This is a genomic window from Olsenella urininfantis (assembly GCF_900155635.1).
GTDB lineage: Bacteria > Actinomycetota > Coriobacteriia > Coriobacteriales > Atopobiaceae > Olsenella_G > Olsenella_G urininfantis.
The window spans coordinates 356,970-380,156 of record NZ_LT732540.1 but is presented as its reverse complement, the minus strand read 5'-3'; the positions used below and the strand labels follow the sequence as shown (position 1 = coordinate 380,156).

19 protein-coding genes are annotated in these 23,187 nt (G+C 65.0%); 9 read left to right on the top strand and 10 right to left on the bottom strand.

What is annotated here, in order from left to right; all coding sequences use genetic code 11:
* Positions 1 to 69 precede the first annotated feature (69 nt).
* The 5 genes from CZ375_RS01720 to eno form a co-directional block, all read right to left on the bottom strand.
* Entirely contained in the window at positions 70 to 933 is an 864-nt protein-coding gene (locus CZ375_RS01720; protein ID WP_077597601.1) for an amino acid ABC transporter ATP-binding protein, read from the bottom strand.
* The gene (locus CZ375_RS01715; protein ID WP_234966800.1) at positions 923 to 2,317 is read right to left on the bottom strand and encodes an amino acid ABC transporter permease; all 1,395 of its coding nucleotides are present in this window, start codon (positions 2,315 to 2,317) and stop codon (positions 923 to 925) included. Before CZ375_RS01715 ends, CZ375_RS01720 begins: the two co-directional genes overlap by 11 nt.
* A 196-nt stretch (positions 2,318 to 2,513) precedes the next feature.
* The gene (locus CZ375_RS01710) at positions 2,514 to 3,860 is read right to left on the bottom strand and encodes a glutamine synthetase family protein (RefSeq protein ID WP_077597599.1); all 1,347 of its coding nucleotides are present in this window, start codon (positions 3,858 to 3,860) and stop codon (positions 2,514 to 2,516) included.
* Positions 3,861 to 3,994: 134 nt separating this feature from the next.
* Complete coding sequence (locus CZ375_RS01705) at positions 3,995 to 4,204, bottom strand: hypothetical protein (protein ID WP_077597598.1); 210 nt, start codon at positions 4,202 to 4,204, stop codon at positions 3,995 to 3,997.
* 430 nt (positions 4,205 to 4,634) lie between these two features.
* Positions 4,635 to 5,924: a phosphopyruvate hydratase gene (gene eno / locus CZ375_RS01695; RefSeq protein ID WP_077597596.1), complete on the bottom strand. Its 1,290-nt coding sequence runs from the start codon at positions 5,922 to 5,924 to the stop codon at positions 4,635 to 4,637.
* A gap of 453 nt (positions 5,925 to 6,377) precedes the next feature.
* Between eno and CZ375_RS01690 the strand changes: the two genes are divergently transcribed.
* Entirely contained in the window at positions 6,378 to 7,388 is a 1,011-nt protein-coding gene (locus CZ375_RS01690; protein ID WP_143803050.1) for a zinc ribbon domain-containing protein, read from the top strand.
* Positions 7,389 to 7,407: 19 nt separating this feature from the next.
* On the opposite strand, the gene CZ375_RS01685 is transcribed toward CZ375_RS01690, so the two are convergent.
* Genes CZ375_RS01685 through CZ375_RS01675 form a run of 3 tightly spaced genes read right to left on the bottom strand, consistent with a single transcriptional unit; the run spans position 7,408 to position 8,783 of the window.
* Complete coding sequence (locus CZ375_RS01685) at positions 7,408 to 7,767, bottom strand: GIY-YIG nuclease family protein (RefSeq protein WP_077597594.1); 360 nt, start codon at positions 7,765 to 7,767, stop codon at positions 7,408 to 7,410.
* Positions 7,767 to 8,363 (bottom strand): hypothetical protein, encoded by a 597-nt coding sequence (locus CZ375_RS01680; protein WP_143803049.1) that lies wholly within the window; start codon positions 8,361 to 8,363, stop codon positions 7,767 to 7,769. Before CZ375_RS01680 ends, CZ375_RS01685 begins: the two co-directional genes overlap by 1 nt.
* 51 nt (positions 8,364 to 8,414) lie before the next feature.
* A complete protein-coding gene (locus CZ375_RS01675) occupies positions 8,415 to 8,783 on the bottom strand; it encodes a helix-turn-helix transcriptional regulator (protein WP_077597592.1) in 369 nt (122 codons plus the stop codon).
* Between the two features lie 204 nt (positions 8,784 to 8,987).
* Between CZ375_RS01675 and CZ375_RS01670 the strand changes: the two genes are divergently transcribed.
* The 5 genes from CZ375_RS01670 to yihA all read left to right on the top strand — a co-directional run bounded on the left by CZ375_RS01670 (position 8,988) and on the right by yihA (position 13,751).
* Entirely contained in the window at positions 8,988 to 9,179 is a 192-nt protein-coding gene (locus tag CZ375_RS01670) for a hypothetical protein (protein WP_077597591.1), read from the top strand.
* A complete protein-coding gene (locus CZ375_RS01665) occupies positions 9,172 to 9,411 on the top strand; it encodes a hypothetical protein (RefSeq protein WP_159438336.1) in 240 nt (79 codons plus the stop codon). The genes CZ375_RS01670 and CZ375_RS01665 overlap by 8 nt, the downstream gene beginning before the upstream one ends.
* Positions 9,411 to 10,457, top strand: a complete 1,047-nt coding sequence (locus tag CZ375_RS01660) for an oxidoreductase (RefSeq protein WP_077597589.1) — start codon at positions 9,411 to 9,413, stop codon at positions 10,455 to 10,457. The genes CZ375_RS01665 and CZ375_RS01660 overlap by 1 nt, the downstream gene beginning before the upstream one ends.
* 68 nt (positions 10,458 to 10,525) lie before the next feature.
* Positions 10,526 to 13,108: a DEAD/DEAH box helicase gene (locus CZ375_RS01655; protein WP_407668498.1), complete on the top strand. Its 2,583-nt coding sequence runs from the start codon at positions 10,526 to 10,528 to the stop codon at positions 13,106 to 13,108.
* Positions 13,109 to 13,166: 58 nt separating this feature from the next.
* Positions 13,167 to 13,751: a ribosome biogenesis GTP-binding protein YihA/YsxC gene (yihA, locus tag CZ375_RS01650; protein WP_077597588.1), complete on the top strand. Its 585-nt coding sequence runs from the start codon at positions 13,167 to 13,169 to the stop codon at positions 13,749 to 13,751.
* Positions 13,752 to 13,765: 14 nt separating this feature from the next.
* Here the strand turns inward: yihA and CZ375_RS01645 are convergent, their stop codons facing one another.
* Complete coding sequence (locus tag CZ375_RS01645; protein WP_077597587.1) at positions 13,766 to 14,203, bottom strand: MarR family winged helix-turn-helix transcriptional regulator; 438 nt, start codon at positions 14,201 to 14,203, stop codon at positions 13,766 to 13,768.
* A 689-nt stretch (positions 14,204 to 14,892) separates the two neighbouring features.
* On the opposite strand from CZ375_RS01645, the gene CZ375_RS01640 reads away from it, so the two are divergent.
* Positions 14,893 to 17,067, top strand: a complete 2,175-nt coding sequence (locus CZ375_RS01640; protein WP_077597586.1) for a HelD family protein — start codon at positions 14,893 to 14,895, stop codon at positions 17,065 to 17,067.
* 240 nt (positions 17,068 to 17,307) lie between these two features.
* On the opposite strand, the gene nifJ is transcribed toward CZ375_RS01640, so the two are convergent.
* Positions 17,308 to 20,847: a pyruvate:ferredoxin (flavodoxin) oxidoreductase gene (gene nifJ, locus CZ375_RS01635; RefSeq protein WP_077597585.1), complete on the bottom strand. Its 3,540-nt coding sequence runs from the start codon at positions 20,845 to 20,847 to the stop codon at positions 17,308 to 17,310.
* A gap of 375 nt (positions 20,848 to 21,222) precedes the next feature.
* Between nifJ and CZ375_RS01630 the strand changes: the two genes are divergently transcribed.
* Complete coding sequence (locus CZ375_RS01630) at positions 21,223 to 22,179, top strand: ABC transporter substrate-binding protein (RefSeq protein ID WP_077597584.1); 957 nt, start codon at positions 21,223 to 21,225, stop codon at positions 22,177 to 22,179.
* Positions 22,180 to 22,269: 90 nt separating this feature from the next.
* A complete protein-coding gene (locus CZ375_RS01625; protein ID WP_077597583.1) occupies positions 22,270 to 23,187 on the top strand; it encodes an ABC transporter permease in 918 nt (305 codons plus the stop codon).

Sequence of the window (23,187 nt, the reverse complement as noted above, 5' to 3'; positions counted from 1 at the left end):
CGAGGGAGCCCCTGAAAAGGGGCTCCCTCGGGACGTGCCGATGCGAGCAACGGGCGCGGGCCGGCCGGCTCAACGAATGCTGCCCAGGAACTCCTTGGTGCGCTCCTCCCGCGGACGATCGAAGACTTCCTCGGGCAGGCCCTGCTCAACCACTACGCCACCCTCCATGAAGACCACGCGGTCGGCCACATCGCGCGCGAAGCCCATCTCGTGGGTCACCACGATCATGGTCATGCCGCTGTTGAGGGCGAGGTCGCGCATGACCGCCAGCACGTCCCTCACCAGCTCGGGGTCAAGTGCGGAGGTCGGCTCGTCGAAGAGCAGCACCTTGGGATGCATCGCCACGGCGCGGGCGATGGCGACGCGCTGCTGCTGGCCCCCCGAGAGCTGGGGCGGCTTGAAATCCGCCCTGTCCGCCATGCCCACGGCGGCGAGCTGGGCGAGCGCCTCCCCCTCCGCCTCCTCCTTGGACCTCCTCAGCACCCTCGTCTGGCCGATCATGACGTTCTCCTTGGCCGTGAGGTGCGGGAAGAGGTTGAAGTTCTGGAACACCATGCCAAGGTCGCGCCTGAGCAGGGTGGTGTCCGTCTTGCTGGAGCCCGTTATCTCCCTGTCGTCGATCAGGATGTGGCCGGCGGTGGGGGACTCAAGAAGGTTGATGCAGCGCAGCATGGTTGACTTGCCCGAACCCGAGGGCCCCAGAACCACCACGATCTCACCGTTCCAGACGTTGAGATTCACGTCGCGCAGGACGGGGGTTCCCGTGAAGGTCTTGTTCAGGTGCTCGATGCGAACCACGGGATGCTCGCCCTCCACGAAGCGGTGGCGCGAGAGGCTCAGGTCATGCTCCCAGGCCAGGCGCGCGGCTTCCTCGGCCTCAAGGGCCTTTGGCACCAACAGGCCCCTGGAGGAGGACTTCAGGCTAGCGGACATTGCTCTCGCCTCCAATGGAATCGATCGTCTCGACGCTCAGCGAACCCTTCCCGTCGCCCTTGGGACGCGGCCCCTGTCCGGCCTCCGCAGCGGAGAGGCGCTTCTCCACAATGCCCACCACCTTGATGAGCGGGAGCGTGACCATGAGGTAGTAGATGGCGGCGGCGATGTAGGGCGTGATGTTGCCCGTCACCGTGGTCAGGTTTTTGGAGAACATCATGAGCTCCATGACGCCAACCGACGAGAGCAGCGAGGTGTCCTTGTACGAGGTGATGAAGTCGCTGGTCACCGTGGGTATCACACGTCGCACCGTCTGGGGGAGGATGATCCAGAGCATGGTCTGCATCCTCGTCATGCCCAGCGAGAGGGCTGCCTCGTACTGCCCCTGGGGAATGGACTGTATGCCCGCGCGGTAGATCTCCGCCTGGTAGGACGAGGAGTTGACGGCGATCACGATGACGCCCAGGAGGGTGTTGTCTATGTTGATCCCCAGCATGGGCAGGCCGAAGAAGGCCACATAGATCTGCAGGAAGAGCGGCGTTCCGCGCAGAACGTTGATGTAGAAGGACGAGAGGCCCCTGAGCAGGGGGTTTCGTGAGATGCGCATGAGCGCGAACGCCAGACCCAGGAGGATGGCGAAGGGATAGGCCGCCGTCACCACCAGAAGGCAGAGCAGCCAGCCCTGGAAGAGCGAGGCGAAGGAGGTCACCAGCAGCTGGGGCTTGAGGAACATTCCCAGGAAGGGCACGGAGTTCCACGCCTCGACCCACTGCTGGCCATCCAGCCAGCCGACCACGCGCTGCACGGCAGTGTTCTCCTCCACGCTGATGGCCGGAGAGTCCTCGAGCCTTCCCTGTCCTCCCGAGGCGGTGACGTAGGAGCCCGACACCACGTAATCGCCGCCTGCGGAAGGAAAGCTCATTCCGCTCACCTCGAGGCGCAGGAGCGACCCCGCGGCAACGGGGACCGAGAAGCTCACCGTCACCGAGCTCGCCTCGGGCCTGGCCGTCCCTTCTACGCCTTGGCGGTCGAGCCCCTCGAGAACGGTCACGCGCGTGCTTGACCCCTCGAAGCTCGAGCCCTCTGGCAGCTCGAGCGTCACGGACGAGACCCCCTCCGCGACGTTGACGGTGCCCTCCCAGGTAAGGCGGGTCTCCCGCCCTCCCAGCGCCGCAGAGCCGCCGTCCTCGTTGGGGCGGGCGGTAGCCTTCCGCACCACTATCCCGGTGTCAGGCGCCTCCGCCGCGGCAAGGGCCGGCTCGGCACGTGGCCCGAAGGCGGCCGCGGTCAGGACCAGCGCGCACAAAAGCGCCAGCCAGCCCCTCGGCAGCACATGGCGTGGCCACACCCCCCGTTGGCCCGAGCGATCCTCTGGCTGAGTCATGTCTTCCCCCTCACATGGCATACGCCGCCGGGACAAACGTCAGGGCAGCACCCGCATCCCCTCATTCATGTGTTTAAATCTAGCTCTATTGACCTCTCTTTTTGACTATAGAATCAATCATTTAATAATTTTTTGCATACAAAGGCGCCACCCCTTCCGAGGTGGCGCCTCATCGCAAGCGCATGCGCCAGGTTCGTTAGAGACCCGCGTAGTAGGTGCGCCTCTCCCAGTCGGTGACCACGGAGCTGTACTCCTGCCACTCGCGGCGCTTCTCGCTCAGGAGGTAGTCGAAGATGTGGCCTCCCAGGGCCTCTCGCATGAGCTCGCTCTCCTGGAAGCGGTCGATGGCCTCCCCAAGGGTGCGCGGAAGCCTCTGGACGCCGGCGGCGGAGAGCTCGGCGCACGTCATGTCCTCGGGGTTGCGCGTCAGCTCCTCGGGCATGGGGAGTCCCTCCTCAATGCCCTTGAGGCCTGCGGCCAGCGTGACGGCGAGCGCGAGGTAGGGGTTGGCCGTGGGGTCGGGGCTGCGCAGCTCTATGCGGCAGGACTGGTGCTTGCCGGGCTTGTGCGTGGGGACGCGCACCAGGGTGGTGCGGTTCTTTCGTCCCCAGGTGGTGTAGACGGGGACCTCCCCGTTGCTCACCAGGCGCTTGTAGGAGTTGACCGTCGGGTTGGTGACCAGGCAGAACTCGGGCGCGTACCTGAGGATGCCGGCGACGTAGTGCTGGGCGAGCTCGGAGAGGTGGGCCGGATGGCTCGTCTTGGGGGCCCAGAAGAGGTTGGTGCCCTCGTGGTCGAAGAGCGACTGGTAGAGGAACATGCCAGACCCCGAGACGTCCGTGAGGGGCTTGGGCATGAACGAGGCCATCATGCCGCTGGCGTAGGCCTGCTGGCGGATGACCAGGCGCGCCGTGAGGATGTTGTCCGCGCAGGTGAGCGCCTCGGCATAGCGCAGCTCGATGCCGTTTTGCGAAGGCGCGTTGGAGTGGTAGCTGTAGGCGACGGGAATGGACATCTTCTCGAGGTTCAGCGTGGTCTGGCGCCTCAGGTCCGTTGAGGCGTCAGAGGAGGTGAAGTCGAAGTAGCCCGCGTCATCCAGGGGGATGGGAACCTCCCTGCTGTCCTTGTCAAAGTAGAAGTACTCCAACTTGGGTCCCACGTTGAGCACGTAGCCCCTCTCGTCCGCAATGCGGAAGAGGCGGCGCAGGCAATTGCGGGGGTCGCCCTCGAAGGGCTCGCGCGAGGGAGTGTAGGTGTCACAGAACATGCGGGCAACGCCGTGCTCCTCGGGGCGCCACGGCAGGACCTGGAAGGTGGTGGGGTCCGGGAAGGCCAGCATGTCCGACTCCTCCTGGGGGACGAAGCCTTCCACCGAGGAGCCGTCGAAGCCCACGCCCTCCTCGAAGGCCTCCTCCAGGTCCTCGGATGATATGGAGAACGACTTGAGGTTGCCAAGGACATCTGTGAACCACAACCGGATGAAGCGCACGTTGCGCGTCTCTACCGTCCTCAGGACGAAGTCTACGTTCCTGTCTTGGCTCATGAAATCCTCCTAGCATGTACCGGTCTTGGGCCATGAGAAGACCAATGATGAACGGTAGCATGACACAGAGAAGTTTCACCACTGTTTCCACTCTGCCCGCAGCGGCAAAAGCAATCGGCGACAGGTCGGGCGAGCTACTCGTCCCTCTCGGCGGCAAGCGCCCTCTCGACGTCGGTCAGCATGCTCTTGGCGGCCGAGCAGCCGGACTTCCCGCCGCCATGCGAGCCGCAGCCTCCCGAGGACCCGCAGTCATGGCAGTCCCCCCTGCCGCTCACGAACGAGCGGACGCACAGTGCCAGCGCCAGCAAGACGCCGGCAACGATCACGAAGTCGATGATGCCCATCTTTGCCTCCCGCAATAGTTAGCNCTGCGCGCAACGGCCACAAGGCGGATGCCCCTCTCGCCCAGGGCGGGCGACAGGGCGCGCAGCAGCTCGCACAGGCGTCCGCGCTCGCGGCCGTCCGAGTCGGGACAGCGAAACGAGAAGATGGCGGCGGGCTTGACCCCCGCGATCACGCCCGCGCAGGCCCGCACGAAGCAGGCGACGAATTCATGGGCAAGGGAGCTGAGCTCCTGGTCGCAGCCATCGATGGGATGCCTTTCGCAGCTCACCGACAATGCGCTCTGACTGCCCATTCCCCGGACCTCGCTCTCTTCTCGGCTAAGAAAAAGGCGCCGCCGACGCAGGAAAGGGGGGACGTCGGCGGCGCTCGAAGACCTGTTCGCTCGCGGGGAGAGGGTCCGCTTGCGCCAGGTAGGAGTAAACGATGTTGCTAGCGCAGGTTGTAGAAGGCGCCGGTGCCCGCGAAGTCCGCAGACTCCTGGAGAGCGTCCTCTATGCGCAGGAGCTGATTGTACTTTGCCACACGGTCGGAGCGGGCAGGCGCACCCGTCTTGATCTGGCCGGCGTTGGTGGCAACGGCGAGGTCCGCGATGGTGGTGTCCTCGGTCTCGCCGGACCGGTGACTTACGATGCAGGTGTAGCCGGCCCTCTGGGCGGTCTGCATGGCCTCGAGCGTCTCGGTCAGGGTGCCGATCTGGTTCACCTTGATCAGGATGGCGTTCGCGGCGCCAAGCTCGATGCCCCTCTCGAGGCGAGAGGTGTTGGTGACGAAGAGGTCATCGCCCACCAGCTGGACCTTCTTGCCCAGGCGCTCGGTGAGCCTCACCCAGCCGTCCCAGTCCTCCTCGGCAAGGCCATCCTCGATGGAGACGATGGGGTACTTGTCGACGAGCTCCTCCCAGTAGTCGACCATCTGATCGCTGGTGAGGCTGCGGCCCTCGCCCTTGAGCTCGTAGAGACCGGTCTCCTTGTCGTACACTTCGCTGGTGGCGGGGTCCATGGCGAACATGAAGTCCTTGCCAGGCACGAAGCCGGCCTTCTGCACGGCATCCATCAGGTACTCGAAGGGCTCGGCGTTGCTCTTGAGGTCGGGGGCAAAGCCGCCCTCGTCGCCCACGCCGGTGGAGAGGCCCGCGTCCTTGAGCACGCCCTTGAGGGTGTGGTAGACCTTGGCGCTCCAGGCCAGAGCCGTCCTGAAGTCAGGGGCGCCTACCGGCATGATCATGAACTCCTGGAAGTCAACGTTGTTGTCTGCGTGAACGCCACCGTTGAGGATATTCATCATGGGCGTGGGCAGGGTGTGGGCGTTGATGCCGCCAAGATAGGCGTAGAGGGGCTGGCCGGCAGAGACCGCGGCGGCGCGGGCCACGGCGAGGGAGCAGCCCAGAATGGCGTTGGCGCCCAGCTTGGCCTTGTTGGGGGTTCCGTCAGCCGCAATCAGCGCCGCGTCCACGGCGCGCTGGTCTGCCGCGTCCAGCCCAACGATCGCCTCGCGGCACTCCTCGTTCACGTGGGCGACGGCGTCCAGGACGCCCTTGCCCATGTAGCGGTCCCCATCGCCATCACGAAGCTCAACGGCCTCGAACTCGCCGGTGGAGGCCCCGGAGGGAACGATCGCGCGCCCCACAGAGCCATCAACCAGAGCAACCTCCACCTCGACGGTGGGGTTGCCGCGGGAATCCAAAACCTCGCGTCCGTAGACGTCAAGAATCTCACTCATAGCCGACCCCTCTTTCTCCTGCGCGGTCCCCCGACCGCAAGCGGCCACGTTCAGTCAAGGAGGGCTCTCGCCCTCGCGTTCTAGTTTCTGCGATGCAGGCAGCGAGCGTCTTTGGGCTAACTGCTGTGTGCGAGAAGAATGTACACCACGGTTAACTTAAATGCCAGACGAATTTCCCTCGCATGGCAGAAAAGAAGCCCCTCCCTCCCCTCTTCATTGCCAGCACCCGCCTTCATCTGCTCGTTCTTAGACCACTCGCTCAGCATTCCCTCACAATGCCTTCATAATCAGCTCGACGCAACTTACCCACATGCCCCGCTCCGTTTTCCTGGCCTGCGTCACGTCTGCCGAACCAGCGAGCGACGCAAAGCCTCCAAGCAGGCAAAACGTATAAGCTTGGCTTAGGATTGGCGCGTTGGCCCCCTGGGGCCCCGCACGAGGTCTGGAGCGGTCATGTCCCTGAAGTTCTGTCCTGAATGTGGGTCACCCCTTGCGGAGGGACAGCTTCGCTGCGAAAACTGCGGCGGGTGCCTGGAGGAATGGGTGAGCGGCGGCATCACCCGCCTTGAGGCTCAGCAGGAGGGCGAAGGCAGCGAGACGCCCGAGGAGGACGGCGGCGAGGGTGAGGCCCCAGAGCAGGGCAGCCCGGAATCGGGCGAGGAAGGCGCCCAGGCAGAGGAGCGGGAGGCATCCGACGAGAGGGTGCCCGACGCGGGCCCCATCGACCTTATCGGCCCCTCCGACGTCATGCGGCCCCTTCCCATGGACGTCAGCAGGCCCGAGCGCCACCTGACCGACGACTGGTCTCATGACCGGCGCATCATTGCCGCATTGGGCGGCATCGTGCTCGCGGTGCTCGTGATAGTCCCCCTCGTCATGGGCAGCTGTCACGTGAGCTTCAATGACCCGCAGGCCTCCCACGTGGTGCCGGGAGGCTACCGAGAGGACGGGGAGCAGAAGGTCCAGCCGGCAAAGGGAGACGAAGGCCAGGGGCAGCCGTCCGGGCCCGAGGAGAGCGAGAGCCCCGAGGAGCAGCACGCCCACGACCTCGCACGCGAGCTCCTGGGGACGCTCGATGGGCTCGCCCAGCGCGTGTCCGCAGGAGAGCAGGTCTTTGAGGACAGATACCTCTCGGAGAGCTGGCAGGAGAGGGCCGACGCCTCAACGGAGGCGGACGAGCTCGCGCAGGAGCTGCGCGAGGCATATGCCGCCGCGGAACAGACCAAGATCGACCCCGGCTCCAAGTACTACGACCAGTTCCTGCTCCTTCTACGCTGTCACTGGGACCTCGTCGAGCGCATGGACCTGGTGCAGCGGCTCTGGGAGCGCGACCTCTGGTACACCCGCCCCGACCTCCACGTGGAGGAGATCAGACAGCCGCGCTACGAGAGCATCGACGAGGGGCAGGCGGACACCAGGGCAAGGCTGGACTTCGCCAGGAACTACGCCCAGATCTCGCTCTAGGGCCTGCGTCAGGAGAGAGTCACCGCGCGTCAACGACCTCGGCGGCCCTCTCCCAGAGGCTTTGGCACAGCGCGCGGGGAAGCTCTCTGTAGCCCTCCCCCGCAATGCCTCCGCCCTCGAGGAGCCTGAGCTTCTCGGCTCGCGACATGTGGTGTATGCGCCACTCGAGCTTCCCCGCGCAGGACCTCCCCTCGGCCTCCCAGGCGCCCTCGAGAGAGATCACCTTATGGGTGCGCGTGTAGCGCGCGGCAAGCCTGCCCTGCGAGAGGTGCTCCCGCAGGCGACGGCAGACGTCGGTGCATATGCCCGTGTAGATCGAGCCGTCCTCGCAGCCCAACATGTAGACGTAGTAGCGCACCGGGCCGCCGGCCTCCCCCATCAGGCGCCGTCCGATGCGACGGGGCCAGCCTCGCCCCAGGAGATGGGGGCGCCCAGCCGCGCCAGGACGCGGCAGAGCTCGCGCAGGCCCCCGGGGGCCGCCTCGCGTCCAAAGGCAGAGGCGCCGAGGCCCGCCCCGGCAAGCTCCAGGGACCAGCCCCAAGCGTCCAGGGAGCAGCCTCCACAAGAAGGGCCACCATCGTGCCAGGCGCCGAGGTCCAGGGCGCCCACGCAGGAGCGAAAGCCCGAAAGACCCTCCCATGAGACGCTTGCCAGCTGCCTGGCACGCTCCAGCCCTCGCGAGAACCAGAGGCCGTAGAGCCCCTCCTCGTCCCTCCCCAGGAAGAGCTCGAAGCTGGCATCCACATCCAGGCCGCGCCCCACGCGTAGGTGGAAGAGGGAAAGGCCCTCCAAAAGCCCGGGCAGACCGTCCGGCAGGGCATCCTCCAGCAGCGTGAGCTGGGAGCTGGGAACGCGCAGGGAGTAGTCGTCCGCCAAGGGGTCTAGGAGCCCCACCTCGCAGACCCCGTCAGTCTCCCCAAACACGCTGCCATAGCCTCCCGTGGCAGCGACGTGCACGAGGCTATCCCTCTCCAATGCGACCCCCACAGCCGAGCGCCCACGGCGCAGCCGGATACTGTGGCTAGCTTAGCGCAGGCGGGGAGCCTGACGTCCGCGAGGCTTCCTGACCTTGGAGGTGCTCTCCATCATGGTGCGCACCGCCTCGCGCACGTTGGCGGGAGTGCGCTCGTAGAGCTCGAAGAACTCGTAGTAGGCGTCCTCCATCAGGTAGGGCATGACGGGAGAGGGCGTGCCCTCGTAGCCAAAGATGTCATTGGGCGAGCAGCCCAGGCAGCGGCAGAGGGGGACGACGTAGCAGCCTCGCAGATCGTTTCGCCCCGTCTCCCAGGCGCTGTAGGTCGCCTTCGAAACGCCGATCTCTGCGGCCACGCTCTCCTGGGTCTTGCCCGTGCGCTTGCGCAGCCTTCGAAGCCTGGTCCCCTGCATGCCGTCCATCTTCTCGCCTCCCCTCTTGTGGAAATCGATTCTGGATAGGCGAGGACGCACGAGGTCTCTTTCACATAGACAGACCGCTCATCTGGAAAGTGAGTCTATTACCCGTATACTTTTTTTCAAAAGCTACGTCTGCGCGACCCCCGTCATTCACAGGCGATATGATATGGAGCGAAACAAGGTCACCCGACTCGGTTGGAGGAGAGCATGTCCGCAAGCCAGAGCAGCGCGCCCCAGTTCCGCGAGCCTTCAGACGACGCCCGCTACCTGATACAGGAGAGCGGCAGGGAGCTCAGCTACGCAGAGATGGTCGCGGGGGTGGAGGACGGGCTTCGCCCCAGGGACGAGGCTGAGTACCAGGCGCTCCTCGATACGATGGGTGCCATAGAGCTTGGTTAGCCCCACGCGGGCGCATGGGTGCCTCCTTGAGCTGGAGGCACCCCAAGGACAGATGGCGGCGTCCCTGCAGGACACGGGCGCCCTCCCTTGTGGGCTCGCCGTGCCCGAAGGCGGCCAGGCAGCGGGCCTTCCCCTCGACCTGCCTGTCATCACGGGCTTCGGGCTGGCGCGCCATGGCTTGGGTGCCGTCGAGCCCTGCGCCGTGGCTGCCCTGGGCGAGAGGGGTCTCTGATGGGAAGGCCGCGTCTTCATGCCGGCCGCGGCGTGGGACCAACGCCGCGCCTGCTCCAGGAGCTGGACGCAGGCAGGCTGCAGCTGGCCAACCGCATCGTGGTTGCGCCCATGGACCTCGCACGCTCCACGCCAGACGGCCTGGTGACGCAAGCGCTCTGCAAGAGACTCGCCCATCTCGCCCAGCAGGGCCGCGTGGGACTTGTGGAGTGCGGCCATCATTTCGTGGGCGATGAGGGCCGGGCGACTGCGCGTCAGCCGTCCATCGCCCATGACGGCTGCATGGAGGGACTCAGGCGCGAGGCGGACTGCCTGCACGAGGAGGGCGTCGCCGCCTTCGTGCAGGTCTCCCATGCGGGGTCTGCCGCTGACCCCCTCCTCACGGGCAGTCGGCCCCTGAGCGCGGGAGGTCTCCCCTGCCCCGGCGCCAAGCGCAACCACTGCCTGCCGCAGGCGGCCTCCCCGGAAGACCTTGCGCGCGTCACCGGTGACTTCGCAGCCGCCGCACGGCGGGCCCGCCAGGCGGGCTTTGACGGCGTCGAGATTCACGCGGCCCACGGATACCTGCTGAACCAGTTCCTCTCGCCCCTCACCAACCAGAGGCAAGACATCTATGGAGGAAGCCTGGAAAACCGGCTGAGGCTCACCCTCGAGGTGGTTGGGGCAGTGCGCTCGGAGCTGGGCGCGGACATGTCCCTCTCGCTCAGGCTGGGTGCCTGCGACTACCTGGACGGTGGCAACACCCTCGAGGACGTCTGCCGCATGGCTGACCTTCTGGTCCCCTGGGAGCCGGACATAGACCTGCTGAGCGTCTCGGGTGGCATGTGCTACTACAGCAGGCGGGACAGCGTGGAGCCGGGATGGTTTGCGGACAGCGCGACTCTAATCAGGTCCCGACTCCACGTTCCCGTGCTGCTCGCCGGGGGCGTCAGGAGGTCTTCGGAGGGCGAGGCGCTGCTCGGGTCAGGGGCCTGCGACCTCGTGGGCATAGGGCGCTCCATCGCCAACAACCCCCGTTGGGCCGAGCTGGAGCTGTCAGGCAACTAGGGGGCCGCGGGGCCGGAAGCGGCTATCCTAGTAGCATCCGCCCACGCAGACCCCTGGAGCCAGCCCTCATGCCAAGCATGCCCACGCGCGACAGCAACACCCCCGAAGAGACCGGCCTGGGGGCCCTCATACCCTGGCCGGACGAGGAGCATTTCCCCAACATCCCCGCCGATGACGCGCTTGAGCTCTTCCTGGGCTGGGTTGACTCTCGTGGGATCACGCTCTGGCCCCACCAGGAGGAGGCGCTTCTGGACCTTGCCGCCGGTGACCATCTCATCCTGGGCACCCCCACGGGGTCGGGCAAGAGCCTGGTTGCCCTGGGCCTGTGTTTCATGGCCTGCTGCACCGACCGCCGTAGCTACTACACCGCCCCCATCAAGGCGCTGGTGAGCGAGAAGTTCTTCGACATGGTCTCGGTGCTGGGGCGCGAGAACGTGGGCATGATCACCGGAGACGTGACCATCAACCCCCAGGCGCCCGTGGTCTGCTGCACGGCAGAGATCCTGGCGAACCTTGCCCTGGCAGACGGTGAGGGCGCAGACGTTGGCTGCGTTGCCATGGACGAGTTCCACTTCTTCGGGGACCGCGAGCGCGGCTGGGCGTGGCAGGTCCCCCTGCTCACCCTCCCCCGCGCGCAGTTCCTCCTCATGAGCGCAACCCTGGGGGACGTCTCCGCCATCGCGCGGACGCTAGAGAGCCACACGGAGCGCGGCTGCAGCCTGGTGACGGATGCGCCACGTCCGGTCCCCCTCTCCTATCGCTTCGTGGACACCGCCATCGAGGCCACGGTGAAGGTGGCCCTCGACGCCGGCGAGGCCCCTCTCTACCTGGTACACTTTTCCCAGGACAGCGCCCTCAGGTCCGCCCAGGGCCTCGCCAGCTTCGGCGTCTCCACGCGCGAGCAGCGAGACCAGGTCAAGGAGGCCATAGCCGGCACGCGCTTCACCACCAGCTTCGGCAAGACCCTGAGGAGGCTGCTGCTCACGGGCGTGGGCGTGCACCACGCAGGCATGCTGCCACGCTACAGGCTGCTGGTCGAGAAGCTGGCGCAGAGGGGCCTCTTGCCCGTCATCTGCGGCACGGACACCCTGGGCGTAGGCATCAACGTGCCCATCCACACCGTCGTGCTCACCCAGCTCACCAAGTTCGACGGCAGGCGCATGCGCAGGCTCAACGCACGAGAGTTCCACCAGATTGCCGGGCGTGCCGGGCGATCTGGGTTCGACACCGAGGGCGTGGTCATCTCGCAGGCAACCGAGTACGACATCGAGAACGCCCGTGCGCTCGCGAAGGCAGGCGGAGACCCCAAGAAGGCCCGCAAGATGAAGACCAAGAGGCCGCCCGAGGGCTTTGTGGGATGGAACTCCCAGACCTTCGACGCCCTCATCGCCTCCACGCCCGAGACTCTGCGCCCCCGCCTGCGCATCACCCACTCCATGGTGCTGTCGGAGGTAGAGCAGGGAGGGGATGCGCACGGGCGCGTCATGCAGCTCATAGGGGACTCCCTGCAACCTGACGAGGAGAAGCTCGCCCTGCGCCAGCGCGCGGAAGAGATATTTGCCACGCTCATGGACGCGGGCGTGGTGGAGCGGGGCGTTGACGAGGACGGCCGGGAGAGCTGGTCGCTCACCGTCGACCTCCCCGAGGACTTCGCACTGGACCAGCCGCTCTCGCCCTTCCTGCTGGCGGCGCTCGAGCTTCTGGACCCCGAGTCAGAGACCTATGCGCTTGACCTCATCAGCATGGCGGAGGCAACCCTGGAGGACCCTCCCCAGATCCTGCGCGCCCAGGAGCGCGAGGCGCGCGGCAGGGCCGTGGCAGAGATGAAGGCCGAGGGGATCGAGTACGAGGAGAGGCTCGAGCGCCTGGAGGACGTGAGCTATCCCAAGCCGCTCGAGGAGCTCCTGGGAGAGGCATTCTCGCGCTACGTCGCGGAGGTTCCCTGGGCGGCGGACTTTGCGCTGAGCCCCAAGTCGGTCCTGCGCGACATGGTGGAGACCGCCTCGGACTTCAAGGGCTACATCCAGCGCTACGGCATGGCCCGAAGCGAGGGGACCCTGCTGCGCTACCTCTCTGACGCCTGGCGCGTACTCTCGCGCACCGTTCCTTCGGAGAAGCTGGACGAGCGTCTCCAAGACGTTCTCGCCTGGCTGGGCCTGCTGGTGCGCACCGTTGACTCCAGCCTCTTGGACGAGTGGAGCGGGAGCCAGAGCGAGGAGCTGGACGCGGGCGCCGCACCGGAGGCGGCAGACGTGGTGGTGCGAGACCGCCACGGCCTCACCCTGCTGGTGCGCAACGCCCTCTTCGCACGCGTGCGTGCCATCGCCGTAGGCGACTTCGAGCTGCTGGGCGAGCTGGACGGCGAGTGGGGCTGGAGGGCGGCGCGGTGGAGGGCTGCCATAGACAGCTACTACGAGCAGCATGACGAGGTGCTGCTGGACGCAGACGCGCGCAGCTGGAACTTTCTCACGCTGGACGACTCCCGCGAGAAGGATGCGCACCTCTGGCATGTGCGCCAGATGCTCAAGGATGCGGACGGCGACCGCGACTTCGGCATAGACGCGGACGTGGACCTCGATGCCACCCAGGAGGAAGGCAGCGTAGTCCTTGCCAACATGCGCGTGGGCTTTGCGGAGGAGATCCTCTCGTAGCGCCATCCCGTTTCAGCACGATAGAATCTGGAAGACCGCCACAAACGAAGGAGCGACCTTGGCCATCAAATACGAGACCGCGCGTTACTCGGGTGCCTACGGCACCGTCGAGCAGCTGCCCGACCCCACCACACCCGAGGTCTCCTTCGTGGGACGCTCCAACGTTGGCAAGTCGTCCCTGCTGAACAAGCTGTTGGGCCGAAAGTCGCTTGCGCGCGTCTCCAGCCAGCCCGGCAAGACGGCCAACATCAACTTCTTCGACGTGGACGGCATCATGTTCGTCGATCTTCCGGGCTACGGCTTTGCCAGGGTGAGTCGCAGCGAGAAGCAGCGCTGGGCAGACCTCATTGGGGGCTACTTCCAGCAGGAGCGCAGCTTCAACCTGGTGGTGGCCCTGGTGGACATCCGTCACGACGTGCAGAGGTCAGATCGAGAGACCCTTGCCTTCCTGCAGGAGAACGGCTTCCCCTTCGTGGTCGCCCTCACCAAGGCGGACAAGGTCAGCCGCAGCAAGCAGGAGAGCCAGGCATCCGCCCTGGCAAAGCAGTTCGGAATCAGTCGCAGCCAGATGGTCGTCACCTCTTCGGAGGCAGGGACGGGCATCCAGGAGCTGAGGCGCCGTATCGAAGAGAGCTGCCTGTAGGCAAGGGTCTTTGGCTACTCGAAGCTGGCGAGCATCTTGTCAAGGAGCTCCTTGAGCTGGCGGACATCCCCTATGTCCATGTTGAGGTTCCCGAAGATGCATCTGGGCACCTCGACTGCCCTGTCGCGCAGGGAGCGGCCCTCCTCCGTCAGGCTCACGACCACGACGCGCTCGTCTCGCGCAGAGCGCGCGCGGCTGACGTAGCCACGGGCCTCAAGGCGCTTGAGCAGCGGCGTGAGGGTGGCGGAGTCAAGGTAGAGCCGCTTGCCCAGCTCGCTCACGGCCAGGCCGTCCTCCTCCCAGAGCGCCATCATGGTCACGTACTGGGTGTAGGTGAGGCCCAGGGGGTCAAGGTAGGGCTTGTACCTACGCGTGAGCTCCTTTGAGGCGGCGTACAGCGGAAAGCAAAGCTGGTTTCTGAGAGCCAGCGGGTTCATGGTCTTCTCGCTCATGATGCGGTTCCTTCTCTGCGAGCGACATGCTCAGGCGTGCCATGCCGCGTCATACGTTTGATGAGGGAATACTACACGATTTCATCGCGTACTACACATCAGGTGGCGCAAGGGCATCGATGCGGCAGAAAGGAAGGCAGGTGGCTGCGCAACCAAGCCACCTGCCCCAATGCGTCGTTCTATGCCTCCCGAGAGGCCATTATCTGTACTTTGGAACCAACTCCTCTGCTCCTTCGACAGCCATCGAAATCTGAGTCACTTGAGTGCGCAGCGCCTCATCGAGTGGCGCTCGGGCTTCCGACGGAGGCATCGGTCAAACCGTCTGTCCTCTTGGACTGATGCGGCGCCTGTGCCGCGAACGGGGTCTTGCTGCGGACCTAGACAGAAGAGACGGGGCCTGCAATGCCTGCCGCGGAAGCCAGAAAACTTGACTCTTCGCTGTTCATGGGCACCACCCCCTACGTCGGCCGCCATGCGTTGCGGCTGCCCTTGTTGTGTTGAATGTACCCCCAGCAAGGATTTGCTATTCGAATACGCCCTTTTATGGCAGCGAGCGGTTGATTTATGCGGTAAGTGGCATATTCTCTCCTCACTCCCTCTGACCCCCGCGCGATGAGCCGCATGGCACGGATGCGCGTGGGTACAATGTCTTGTTCTCATTCAGCGCAAGCGGTTTGGAGCAACGTCACATGGCAGCTGCCACCACAGGCGAGATAACGCCCGAGGACCCTGTCTTCCAGGAGGAGCAGGCGCACCTCAGTGAGGTGTACGCACAGCTCGTGGCCCTCAGGGACGAGCTTACGCACTCCATCGAGGTAAGCCACAAAGAGGCTGCAAAGGACCTCATCACCATGTCCGAGGAGGTCACGCGAGACTTTGGCGGCGCGGATGAGACCCTTGAGACCCTGGCGGCCATCGAGACGCTCAACTCCGTCATCGATGCCTACAACCAGTCGCACGACTTCGACGTGGAGCGTCTGGGCCGCGTGACGCTGCTCCTGCACCAGCCCTACTTCGCCAAGGTCCGGCTGCGCATGCGTCCCGGACGCCCACCGCGCGACGTCTACATCGGTGCCGTGGGCATCACCGACGAGCGGCAGAGCCCCCTGGTGGTGGACTGGCGCAACCCCGTTGCGGAGACCTACTACAACCAGCAGATGGGCCCCTGCTCCTACGAGGTGGACGGGCGCGTGCGCAAAGTCGAGATGCTGCTGCGACGCCAGTTCGACATCCGCGAGGACCGTCTCAACATGTACTTCGACACCAACGTGGCCATCGAGGATTCCCTGCTGCTCTCGGCGCTCAAGAGCCATCACAGCGAGAAGCTCCAGGCCATCACCGCCACCATCCAGCGGGAGCAGAACGCGGTGGTGCGCCACGAGGACGTGCCTGCGCTGCTCGTGAGCGGCATAGCCGGCTCGGGCAAGACCTCCGTGCTGCTGCAACGCATCGCCTTCCTGCTGTACCGCGAGCGCAGGACCCTGGACCCCAGCCAGGTCTACCTCTTTACCCCAAACTCAGTGTTCGAGCGCTACATTGACGCGGTCCTTCCCTCCCTGGGCGAGAAGAACCCCCAGACCTTCACCTGGCGCGAGTTCTTCGAGGGCATGGGGCAGGGCGCAAGGGCAATGGGAGAGGACAGCGATCCCGCCGTGCTGGACATGCTGGAGCAGGGCGTAGAGATGCTCACGCTTGGGGTCGATGACCTGCGCGACATACGCGTGGACGAACAGGTCCTCCTCAAGGCGTCGCAGGTAAAGAGCGCCCTGGACAAGTTCCCGCGCGTGAAGCCCGGCCCACGTCTCACCGCCCTGGTGAAAGAGGAGCTGCACGAGAGGCTTGATCGCAAGATCTCGCAGATGTCCAGGGACGAGGAGCTCCAGGATGAGGTCATGGGGCTGGATGTGGACGACCAGCTGCGCATCTTTGGTGAGTTGGTCGACTTGGACCCCGCCGATGGCGCAGCGGTTGCGGCTTGTGCCAAGCGCTACGTGCAGCACCGGTACGAGGGTGCCCACGAGATGATCGAGCGCGAGGAATGGCTGCGCATCGACCATGTTGGCTCTCGCATTCTGGGCAAGGCCAACCTCAATGCGGTTGAGTGGCTTTACCTGCAGCTCCTCCTCACGGGAGGGCACGCCCGCGACGCCCGCTACGTGATGGTCGACGAGGTGCAGGACTACGGCGCAGCCCAGCTCATGGTGCTTGCACGCTACTTCAGCGGCGCCCATTTCCTCCTGCTGGGAGACGAGCACCAGGCCATCCGTGCGGCCAGCGCGAGCTTCGACCAGATCAGGGAGATCTTTTCCCGCACGCACGGTTCGGTGGGCGAATGCCAGCTGCTCACGAGCTATCGCTCCAGTCCCGAGATCACCCAGCTCTTCTGCAGCCTCCTGGATGACAGGGAGCGCGCCACGCTCAGCTCGGTTCAGCGCGAGGGCACTGTGCCAGAGCTCGTCGAGGGGCCAGAAGATGCCGCAGCGTACCTCGACGAGCTGCGACGGCGCGTCGATTGCGCCCAAGAGACAGCCAGCGCGGCGGAAGCTGGTGGCGAGAACTACCTTGCAGCTGTGGTGGCAGCGGATAGGCCTCGCGCCAACTGGCTCTCCAAGCAGCTCGGCGATTCCGTTCTCACCATCAAGAAGGGCGAGGGCCTTCCTGCAAGCGGGGTGGTGCTCCTAGACCTCGCTCTCGCAAAGGGCCTCGAATTCGATGAGGTGATCATCCCGGACGCGCAGGAAAGCGCCTATCCCTCGGACGACCTCTCTCGCAGGAGACTCTATACGGCGATCAGCCGCGCCATGCACAAGGTGAGCGTCCTTTCCCAGGGCAGGCTCACTCCCCTTCTTCGGCAAGACGCATAAGCGTATTCTCTTCATGCATTTGGGGACCTCTGGGGGCACTGCCCCGGAGGTCCCCCTTGCCATACCGTAGCTTTGGTACCGCTTCCCGCGGGATGAAGGTACGAAAAGTGGTACCAAAGCTACGGTATGGCAGAAGAGCTGGTTTGGTCGATTCTGGATCATGCAAGATCCACATGGGAAAGGCCCGGACGAAGAGATTCGCCCGGGCCTTTCTGCTGGCTGCTCAGAGCTTGGCTCAGCCTACTCCTCGGAGTAGAGCGTCTTGAGCCTGAGAAGGTGCTGGTAGCGATCCATGGCAGCCTGCTCGTTGCGCTCGAAGAGCTCGGTCGCACGGTCGGGGAACTCGTTGACCAGACGCGCGTAGCGAGCCTCGTTCATCAGGAACTCCTGGTAGCCACCCTTGGGCTCCTTGGAATCCAGGACGAACTTCTTGCCTGCGGCGGCATTGGGGTTGAAGCGGAAGAGGTTCCAGTAGCCACACTCGACGGCCTTCTTCATCTCCTCCTGGGCGTGCTGCATGCCACCCTTCTTGATGGAGTGCATCTCGCAGGGGCTGTAGCCAATGATCAGAGAGGGTCCGGGGTAGGCCTCGGCCTCGGCAATCGCCTTGAGGGTCTGCATGGGGTTGGCGCCCATGGCAACCTGGGCCACGTAGACGTAACCGTAGGACATGGCAATCTCGGCGAGGGACTTCTTCTTCACGTCCTTGCCGGCAGCCGCGAACTGGGCAACCTGTCCGAGGTTGGAAGCCTTGGATGCCTGACCACCGGTGTTGGAGTAGACCTCGGTGTCAAAGACGAAGACGTTGACGTCGTTGCCGGAGGCAAGGACGTGGTCCAGGCCGCCAAAGCCTATGTCGTAGGCCCAGCCGTCGCCGCCGAAGATCCAGAAGGACTTCTTGGAGAGGTAGGACTTGTCGGCCAGGATGGACTTGGCGGCGTCGGAGCCGTCCTTCTCCAGCTCGGCCACGAGACGGTCTGCGCAGACCTTGCTGTCACCAGCCTTGTCCTTGTTCTCGAGCCAAGCCTCGGCGGCGGCCTTGAGCTCCTCACTCACGGGACCAGAGGCGATGAGGGCCTCGGTCTCGGCAGCAAGCTTCTCCTGAACCGCCTTGTAGCCCACGGACATGCCCAGGCCATGCTCGGCGTTGTCCTCGAAGAGCGAGTTGTTCCAGGCAGGGCCATGGCCCTCGCAGGTGGTGGTGTACGGAGAGGTTGCGGCGGGGTTGCCCCAGATGGAGGAGCAGCCGGTGGCATTGGAGATGAACATGCGGTCGCCGAAGAGCTGGGTGATGAGACGCGCATAGGAGGTCTCGGCGCAGCCGGCGCAGGAGCCGGAGAACTCGAGCAGGGGCTTGTGGAACTGGGACCCCTTGACATTGGCGTCGGACACCAGCTCGCTCTTCTCGGAGACGTGGTTGACGGCGTAGTCCCAGACCTCCTGCTCGGGGAGCTCCTGCTCCTGCGGGGTCATGGTCAGGGCGTCAACGGGGCAGATGTAGGCACAGTTGGTGCAGCCCATGCAGTCGAGCGGGCTGACGGTGATGCCGAACTTGTAGCCGGTGTTCTTGGGCATCTTGAGGTCAACCGTGCGCGTGTTCTCGGGTGCCGCGGCAGCCTCGGCCTCGTCCATGGCGAACGGGCGGATGGTGGCATGGGGGCACACGTAGGCGCACTGGTTGCACTGGATGCACTTGGACTCGTCCCAGTGGGGAACCATGACGGCGATGCCCCGCTTCTCGTAGGCAGAGGCGCCCAGCTCCCACTGGCCGTCTGCGTTGCCCTTGAAGGCAGAGACGGGCAGGGAGTCACCGTCCATCAGGTTGATGGGGCCGAGGAGCTCCTTGACCTGCCTGACGATGGCCTCGCGGCCCTCGAGGGTCAGCTCGACGTGCTCGTCGGTGGCAGTGGCCCAGTCGGCGGGGATCTCGAGCTTCTTGAAGGCGGTCGCGCCGGCGTCGATGGCCTTGTGGTTGGCGGCAACCACGGCCTCGCCCTTCTTGGAGTAGGACTTGGTGGCCGCGTCCTTCATGTACTGCAGGGCCTCCTCGGCGGGCAGGACCTTGGCCAGCGCGAAGAAGGCGGACTGCAGAATGGTGTTGGTGCGCTTGCCCATGCCGACCTCTATGGCGAGGTCGATGGCGTCGATCGCGTAGACCTGGATGTCGTTCTTCACGATGTAGCGCTTGGCCTCGGCGTTGAGGTGGTGGGAAAGCTCCTCAAGATCCCACTGGCAGTTGATCAGGAAGGTTCCGCCTGGCTTGACATCGCGGACCATCTTGAAGCCCTTGGTGATATAGGAGGGGTTGTGGCAGGCCACGAAGTCCGCCTTGGTCACGTAGTAGGGCGAGCGGATGGGAGAGTCGCCGAAACGCAGGTGGCTGACGGTCACGCCGCCGGTCTTCTTCGAGTCGTACTGGAAGTAGGCCTGGACGTACTTGTCGGTGTGGTCGCCGATGATCTTGATGGAGTTCTTGTTGGCGCCAACCGTGCCGTCGCCGCCCAGGCCCCAGAACTTGCACTCGATGGTGCCGGGTGCGGAGGTGCTGGGGACGTCCTCCTCGCGAGGGAGCGAGAGGTTGGTGAGGTCGTCCACGATGCCGATGGTGAACTCGCGCCTGGGCGCGTCCTTCTCGAGCTCGGCATAGACGGCGAAGGCGTCGGCAGGGGTGGTGTCCTTGGAGCCAAGGCCGTAGCGGCCGCCCACGACCGTGAGGTCGCTCATGCCGGCCTCATAGAGGGCGTTCACGACGTCCTGGTAGAGGGGCTCGCCAATGGAGCCGGGCTCCTTGGTGCGGTCCAGGACCGCGATCTTCTTGACGCTGGCAGGCAGCGCCTTGACGAAGTGCTCGATGGACCAGGGGCGGTACAGGCGGACCTTGACCAGGCCGACCTTCTCGCCGTGGGCGTTGAGGTAGTCGATGACCTCCTCGAGCGTGTCGCAGAAGGAGCCCATGCAGACCACCACGCGGTCCGCGTCGGCGGCACCGTAGTAGTCGAACAGGTGGTAGCTGGTGCCAAGCTTCTCGTTGATCTTGTCCATGTAGGACTCGACCACGGCAGGCAGCGCGTCGTAGGTGCCGTTGCAGGCCTCGCGGTGCTGGAAGAAGATGTCGCCGTTCTCGTGGGCACCACGGGAATGCGGGTGCTCGGGGTTCAGCGCATGATCGCGGAACTCCTGGACGGCGTCCATGTTAAGCATGTCCTTGAGGTCCTCGAAGTCCCAGGTGGCAACCTTCTGGATCTCGTGGGAGGTGCGGAAGCCGTCGAAGAAGTTGACGAAGGGCGTCTTGCCCTCGATGGCCGCGAGGTGTGCCACGGGGGCGAGGTCCATGACCTCCTGGACGTTGCCCTCGGCGAGCATGGCGAAGCCGGTCTGGCGACAGGCCATGACATCGGAGTGGTCGCCAAAGATGTTGAGGGCGTGGGTGGCGACGGTACGCGCGGAGACATGGAAGACGCCAGGCAGGCCCTCGCCGGCGATCTTGTACATGTTGGGGATCATGAGGAGCAGGCCCTGGGAAGCCGTGTAGGTGGTGGTGAGGGCACCAGCACCCAGGGAGCCGTGGACGGTGCCGGCGGCACCGGCCTCGGACTCCATCTCGACAACCTTCACAGGGGTTCCGAAGACGTTCTTCAGACCCTTCGCAGCCCACTGGTCAACATGGTCGGCCATGGGACTGGACGGCGTGATCGGGTAGATGCCCGCCACCTCGGTGAAGGCGTATGACACCCATGACGCCGCCTCGTTACCGTCCATTGACTTGAATTTTCTCGCCATATCCTCTCCTTCGAAGCGATACGGTCCGCCAGTTACCTGGCGGCTTATTGCAGCAAGATGCTGATTTGGCCCATGCCCATACATCCCCCCCGAGGCACAAACCAAAGCGTATTCATGATAGCGCAACCAACTACGGCAACCGCGGCCTTTTCACTTGTATTGACATCAGCAAGGCATCCGCCTGCGCCAGGCGGGCCGGTCCGCTGCGCACGGACGCGCGGCGGCGTTTTGCCCAAAGAGTTACGAGCGTGTAATAGCTCCCGCAATCGAGAGGACGCACGTCCGCAGACGGACGATGATTCCTTGGAGCCTCGCCCGAGGCCTGCAGGGCACCCTGGGTGCAAAGACCGACGTCCACATGAGGAGGCGTTCAGCATGAGCAGAAACATCACGCGTCGCGATGTCATCGCACTGATCGGAGGGCTGGCCGCCTTTGGCGTGGCGGGATGCTCGGCCAAGAGGTCTGACGGATACAGGATCGGCGTGCTGCAGCTCACGGAGCACAGCGCCCTCGACGCGGCAAACGCGGGCTTCATCCAGGCGCTGGACGACTCGAAGATCAGCTACACGGCAGACCAGCAGAACGCGCAGAACGACCAGTCTGCCTGCCAGACCATTGCCATGAAGTTCGTGAACGACCAGTGCGACCTCATCCTTGCCATAGCGACCCCCGCCGCTCAGGCGGTTGCCGGCGCGACGGGCGACATTCCCATCGTTGGCACCGCGATAACTGACTACGTCGCCTCGGGACTCGTCGCCTCAAACGAGGCGCCCGGCAAGAACGTAACCGGAACCTCCGACCTCACTCCCGTCAACGAGCAGTTCGACCTCCTGGCCAAGCTGGTTCCCGACGCAAGGAGGGTGGGACTGCTCTACTGCTCCGCCGAGTCGAACTCCGACGTTCAGGTCTCGCTGGCGGAGAAGGCCGCCGCCGCGCGTGGCATGCAGACACAGCGCTACTCCGTGTCCAGCTCCAACGAGATACAGCAGGTGGTGGAGTCCATGGTGGGCAACGTGGACGCCTGCTACGCCCCCACGGACAACACCATCGCCGCGGGCATGGCCACGGTTGGCATGGTGGCGAACGAGAACAAGATTCCCGTGATCTGTGGCGAGGGCGGCATGGTCATGAAGGGCGGCCTTGCCACCTATGGCATCGACTACCACCGGCTGGGATACAAGACGGGCGAGATGGCCGTGCGCATCCTTCGCGGGGAGGCCAGGCCTGCCGAGATGGCCATCGAGTACCTCAAGGCCGAGGACTGCGAGCTCACCATCAACGAGCAGACGGCGTCCGCGCTGGGCATTGACGTCACCAGGGCCAACGCCTAGCGGCGAGGGAGCTCGCGGCAAGGCGGTTTGGGATACGGGAATGTGCCCCTGCGGTCGCTGCGGGGCACATCATCAGGTTTGGGGGATTACATGTCACTTGCTCTGTTAGGAGCCGTCTCTCAGGGAATTCTCTGGGGCATCATGGTGCTGGGGGTCTTCATCACCTACAAGATGCTGGACATCGCCGACCTCACGGTGGACGGCAGCTTTGCCCTGGGCGGCTGCGTGGCCGCCGTGGCCTCGGTCTCCCTTGGGCTCGACCCCGTGGCATCCGTGCTCCTGGGAACCATGGCGGGCATCGTTGCGGGGCTCGTGACGGGCTGCCTGCACACCCTCTTCGACATCCCGGCGATCCTCGCGGGAATCCTGACCCAGATCGCGCTCTGGTCCATCAACCTGCGCGTCATGGGCAAGTCCAACACCCCCCTGCTCAACGTGGACACCGTCTTCACGCGCGTGGCGGGGATCCTCGGCGTGAGCCAGCCCGTTGCCACCATGCTGGTGGGCCTGGCGATAGCTGCCGTGGTCATCGCCCTCATGTACTGGTTCTTTGGCACCGAGATAGGCTCGGCCATGCGAGCCACCGGCAACAACGAGGACATGTGCCGAGCCCTGGGCATCGACGTGCGCGTGACCAAGCTCATCGCCCTGGCCATCTCCAACGGCCTGGTGGGCCTCTCGGGAGCCCTGATCTGCCAGAGCCAGAAGTACGCGGACATCGGCATGGGCACCGGCGCCATCGTCATAGGCCTCGCCGCCATCGTCATCGGAGAGGTGCTGGGCCGCTTGGTGCCAGGCGGGATTCACGCCTTTGGCAGCCGCCTGACCTCTGCGGTGGTGGGCTCTGTGGTCTACTTCCTCATTCGTGCCATCGTCCTGCAGCTGGGGCTCGACCCCAACGACATGAAGCTGCTCTCGGCAGCGATCGTTGCCATTGCGCTGGTGGTGCCCGTCATGGTCGAGCGCGGCCAGCTGAGGCGCTCGTACTCGAAGGGAGGGGAGCTGTAA

What these genes read in the sequence shown, in the direction of transcription:
- CZ375_RS01705 (WP_077597598.1), bottom strand. Translation starts at nt 4,204, where the DNA reads ATGGGCATCATCGACTTCGTGATCGTTGCCGGCGTCTTGCTGGCGCTG.
- CZ375_RS01670 (WP_077597591.1), top strand. Translation starts at nt 8,988, where the DNA reads ATGTCCGCAAGCCAGAGCAGCGCGCCCCAGTTCCGCGAGCCTTCAGAC.
- CZ375_RS01690 (WP_143803050.1), top strand. Translation starts at nt 6,378, where the DNA reads ATGTCCCTGAAGTTCTGTCCTGAATGTGGGTCACCCCTTGCGGAGGGA.
- CZ375_RS01630 (WP_077597584.1), top strand. Translation starts at nt 21,223, where the DNA reads ATGAGCAGAAACATCACGCGTCGCGATGTCATCGCACTGATCGGAGGG.
- CZ375_RS01640 (WP_077597586.1), top strand. Translation starts at nt 14,893, where the DNA reads ATGGCAGCTGCCACCACAGGCGAGATAACGCCCGAGGACCCTGTCTTC.
- eno (WP_077597596.1), bottom strand. Translation starts at nt 5,924, where the DNA reads ATGAGTGAGATTCTTGACGTCTACGGACGCGAGGTTTTGGATTCCCGC.
- CZ375_RS01660 (WP_077597589.1), top strand. Translation starts at nt 9,411, where the DNA reads ATGGGAAGGCCGCGTCTTCATGCCGGCCGCGGCGTGGGACCAACGCCG.
- CZ375_RS01685 (WP_077597594.1), bottom strand. Translation starts at nt 7,767, where the DNA reads ATGGGGGAGGCCGGCGGCCCGGTGCGCTACTACGTCTACATGTTGGGC.
- CZ375_RS01645 (WP_077597587.1), bottom strand. Translation starts at nt 14,203, where the DNA reads ATGAGCGAGAAGACCATGAACCCGCTGGCTCTCAGAAACCAGCTTTGC.
- CZ375_RS01625 (WP_077597583.1), top strand. Translation starts at nt 22,270, where the DNA reads ATGTCACTTGCTCTGTTAGGAGCCGTCTCTCAGGGAATTCTCTGGGGC.
- nifJ (WP_077597585.1), bottom strand. Translation starts at nt 20,847, where the DNA reads ATGGCGAGAAAATTCAAGTCAATGGACGGTAACGAGGCGGCGTCATGG.
- CZ375_RS01720 (WP_077597601.1), bottom strand. Translation starts at nt 933, where the DNA reads ATGTCCGCTAGCCTGAAGTCCTCCTCCAGGGGCCTGTTGGTGCCAAAG.
- CZ375_RS01715 (WP_234966800.1), bottom strand. Translation starts at nt 2,317, where the DNA reads ATGACTCAGCCAGAGGATCGCTCGGGCCAACGGGGGGTGTGGCCACGC.
- CZ375_RS01655 (WP_407668498.1), top strand. Translation starts at nt 10,526, where the DNA reads ATGCCAAGCATGCCCACGCGCGACAGCAACACCCCCGAAGAGACCGGC.
- CZ375_RS01710 (WP_077597599.1), bottom strand. Translation starts at nt 3,860, where the DNA reads ATGAGCCAAGACAGGAACGTAGACTTCGTCCTGAGGACGGTAGAGACG.
- CZ375_RS01675 (WP_077597592.1), bottom strand. Translation starts at nt 8,783, where the DNA reads ATGGACGGCATGCAGGGGACCAGGCTTCGAAGGCTGCGCAAGCGCACG.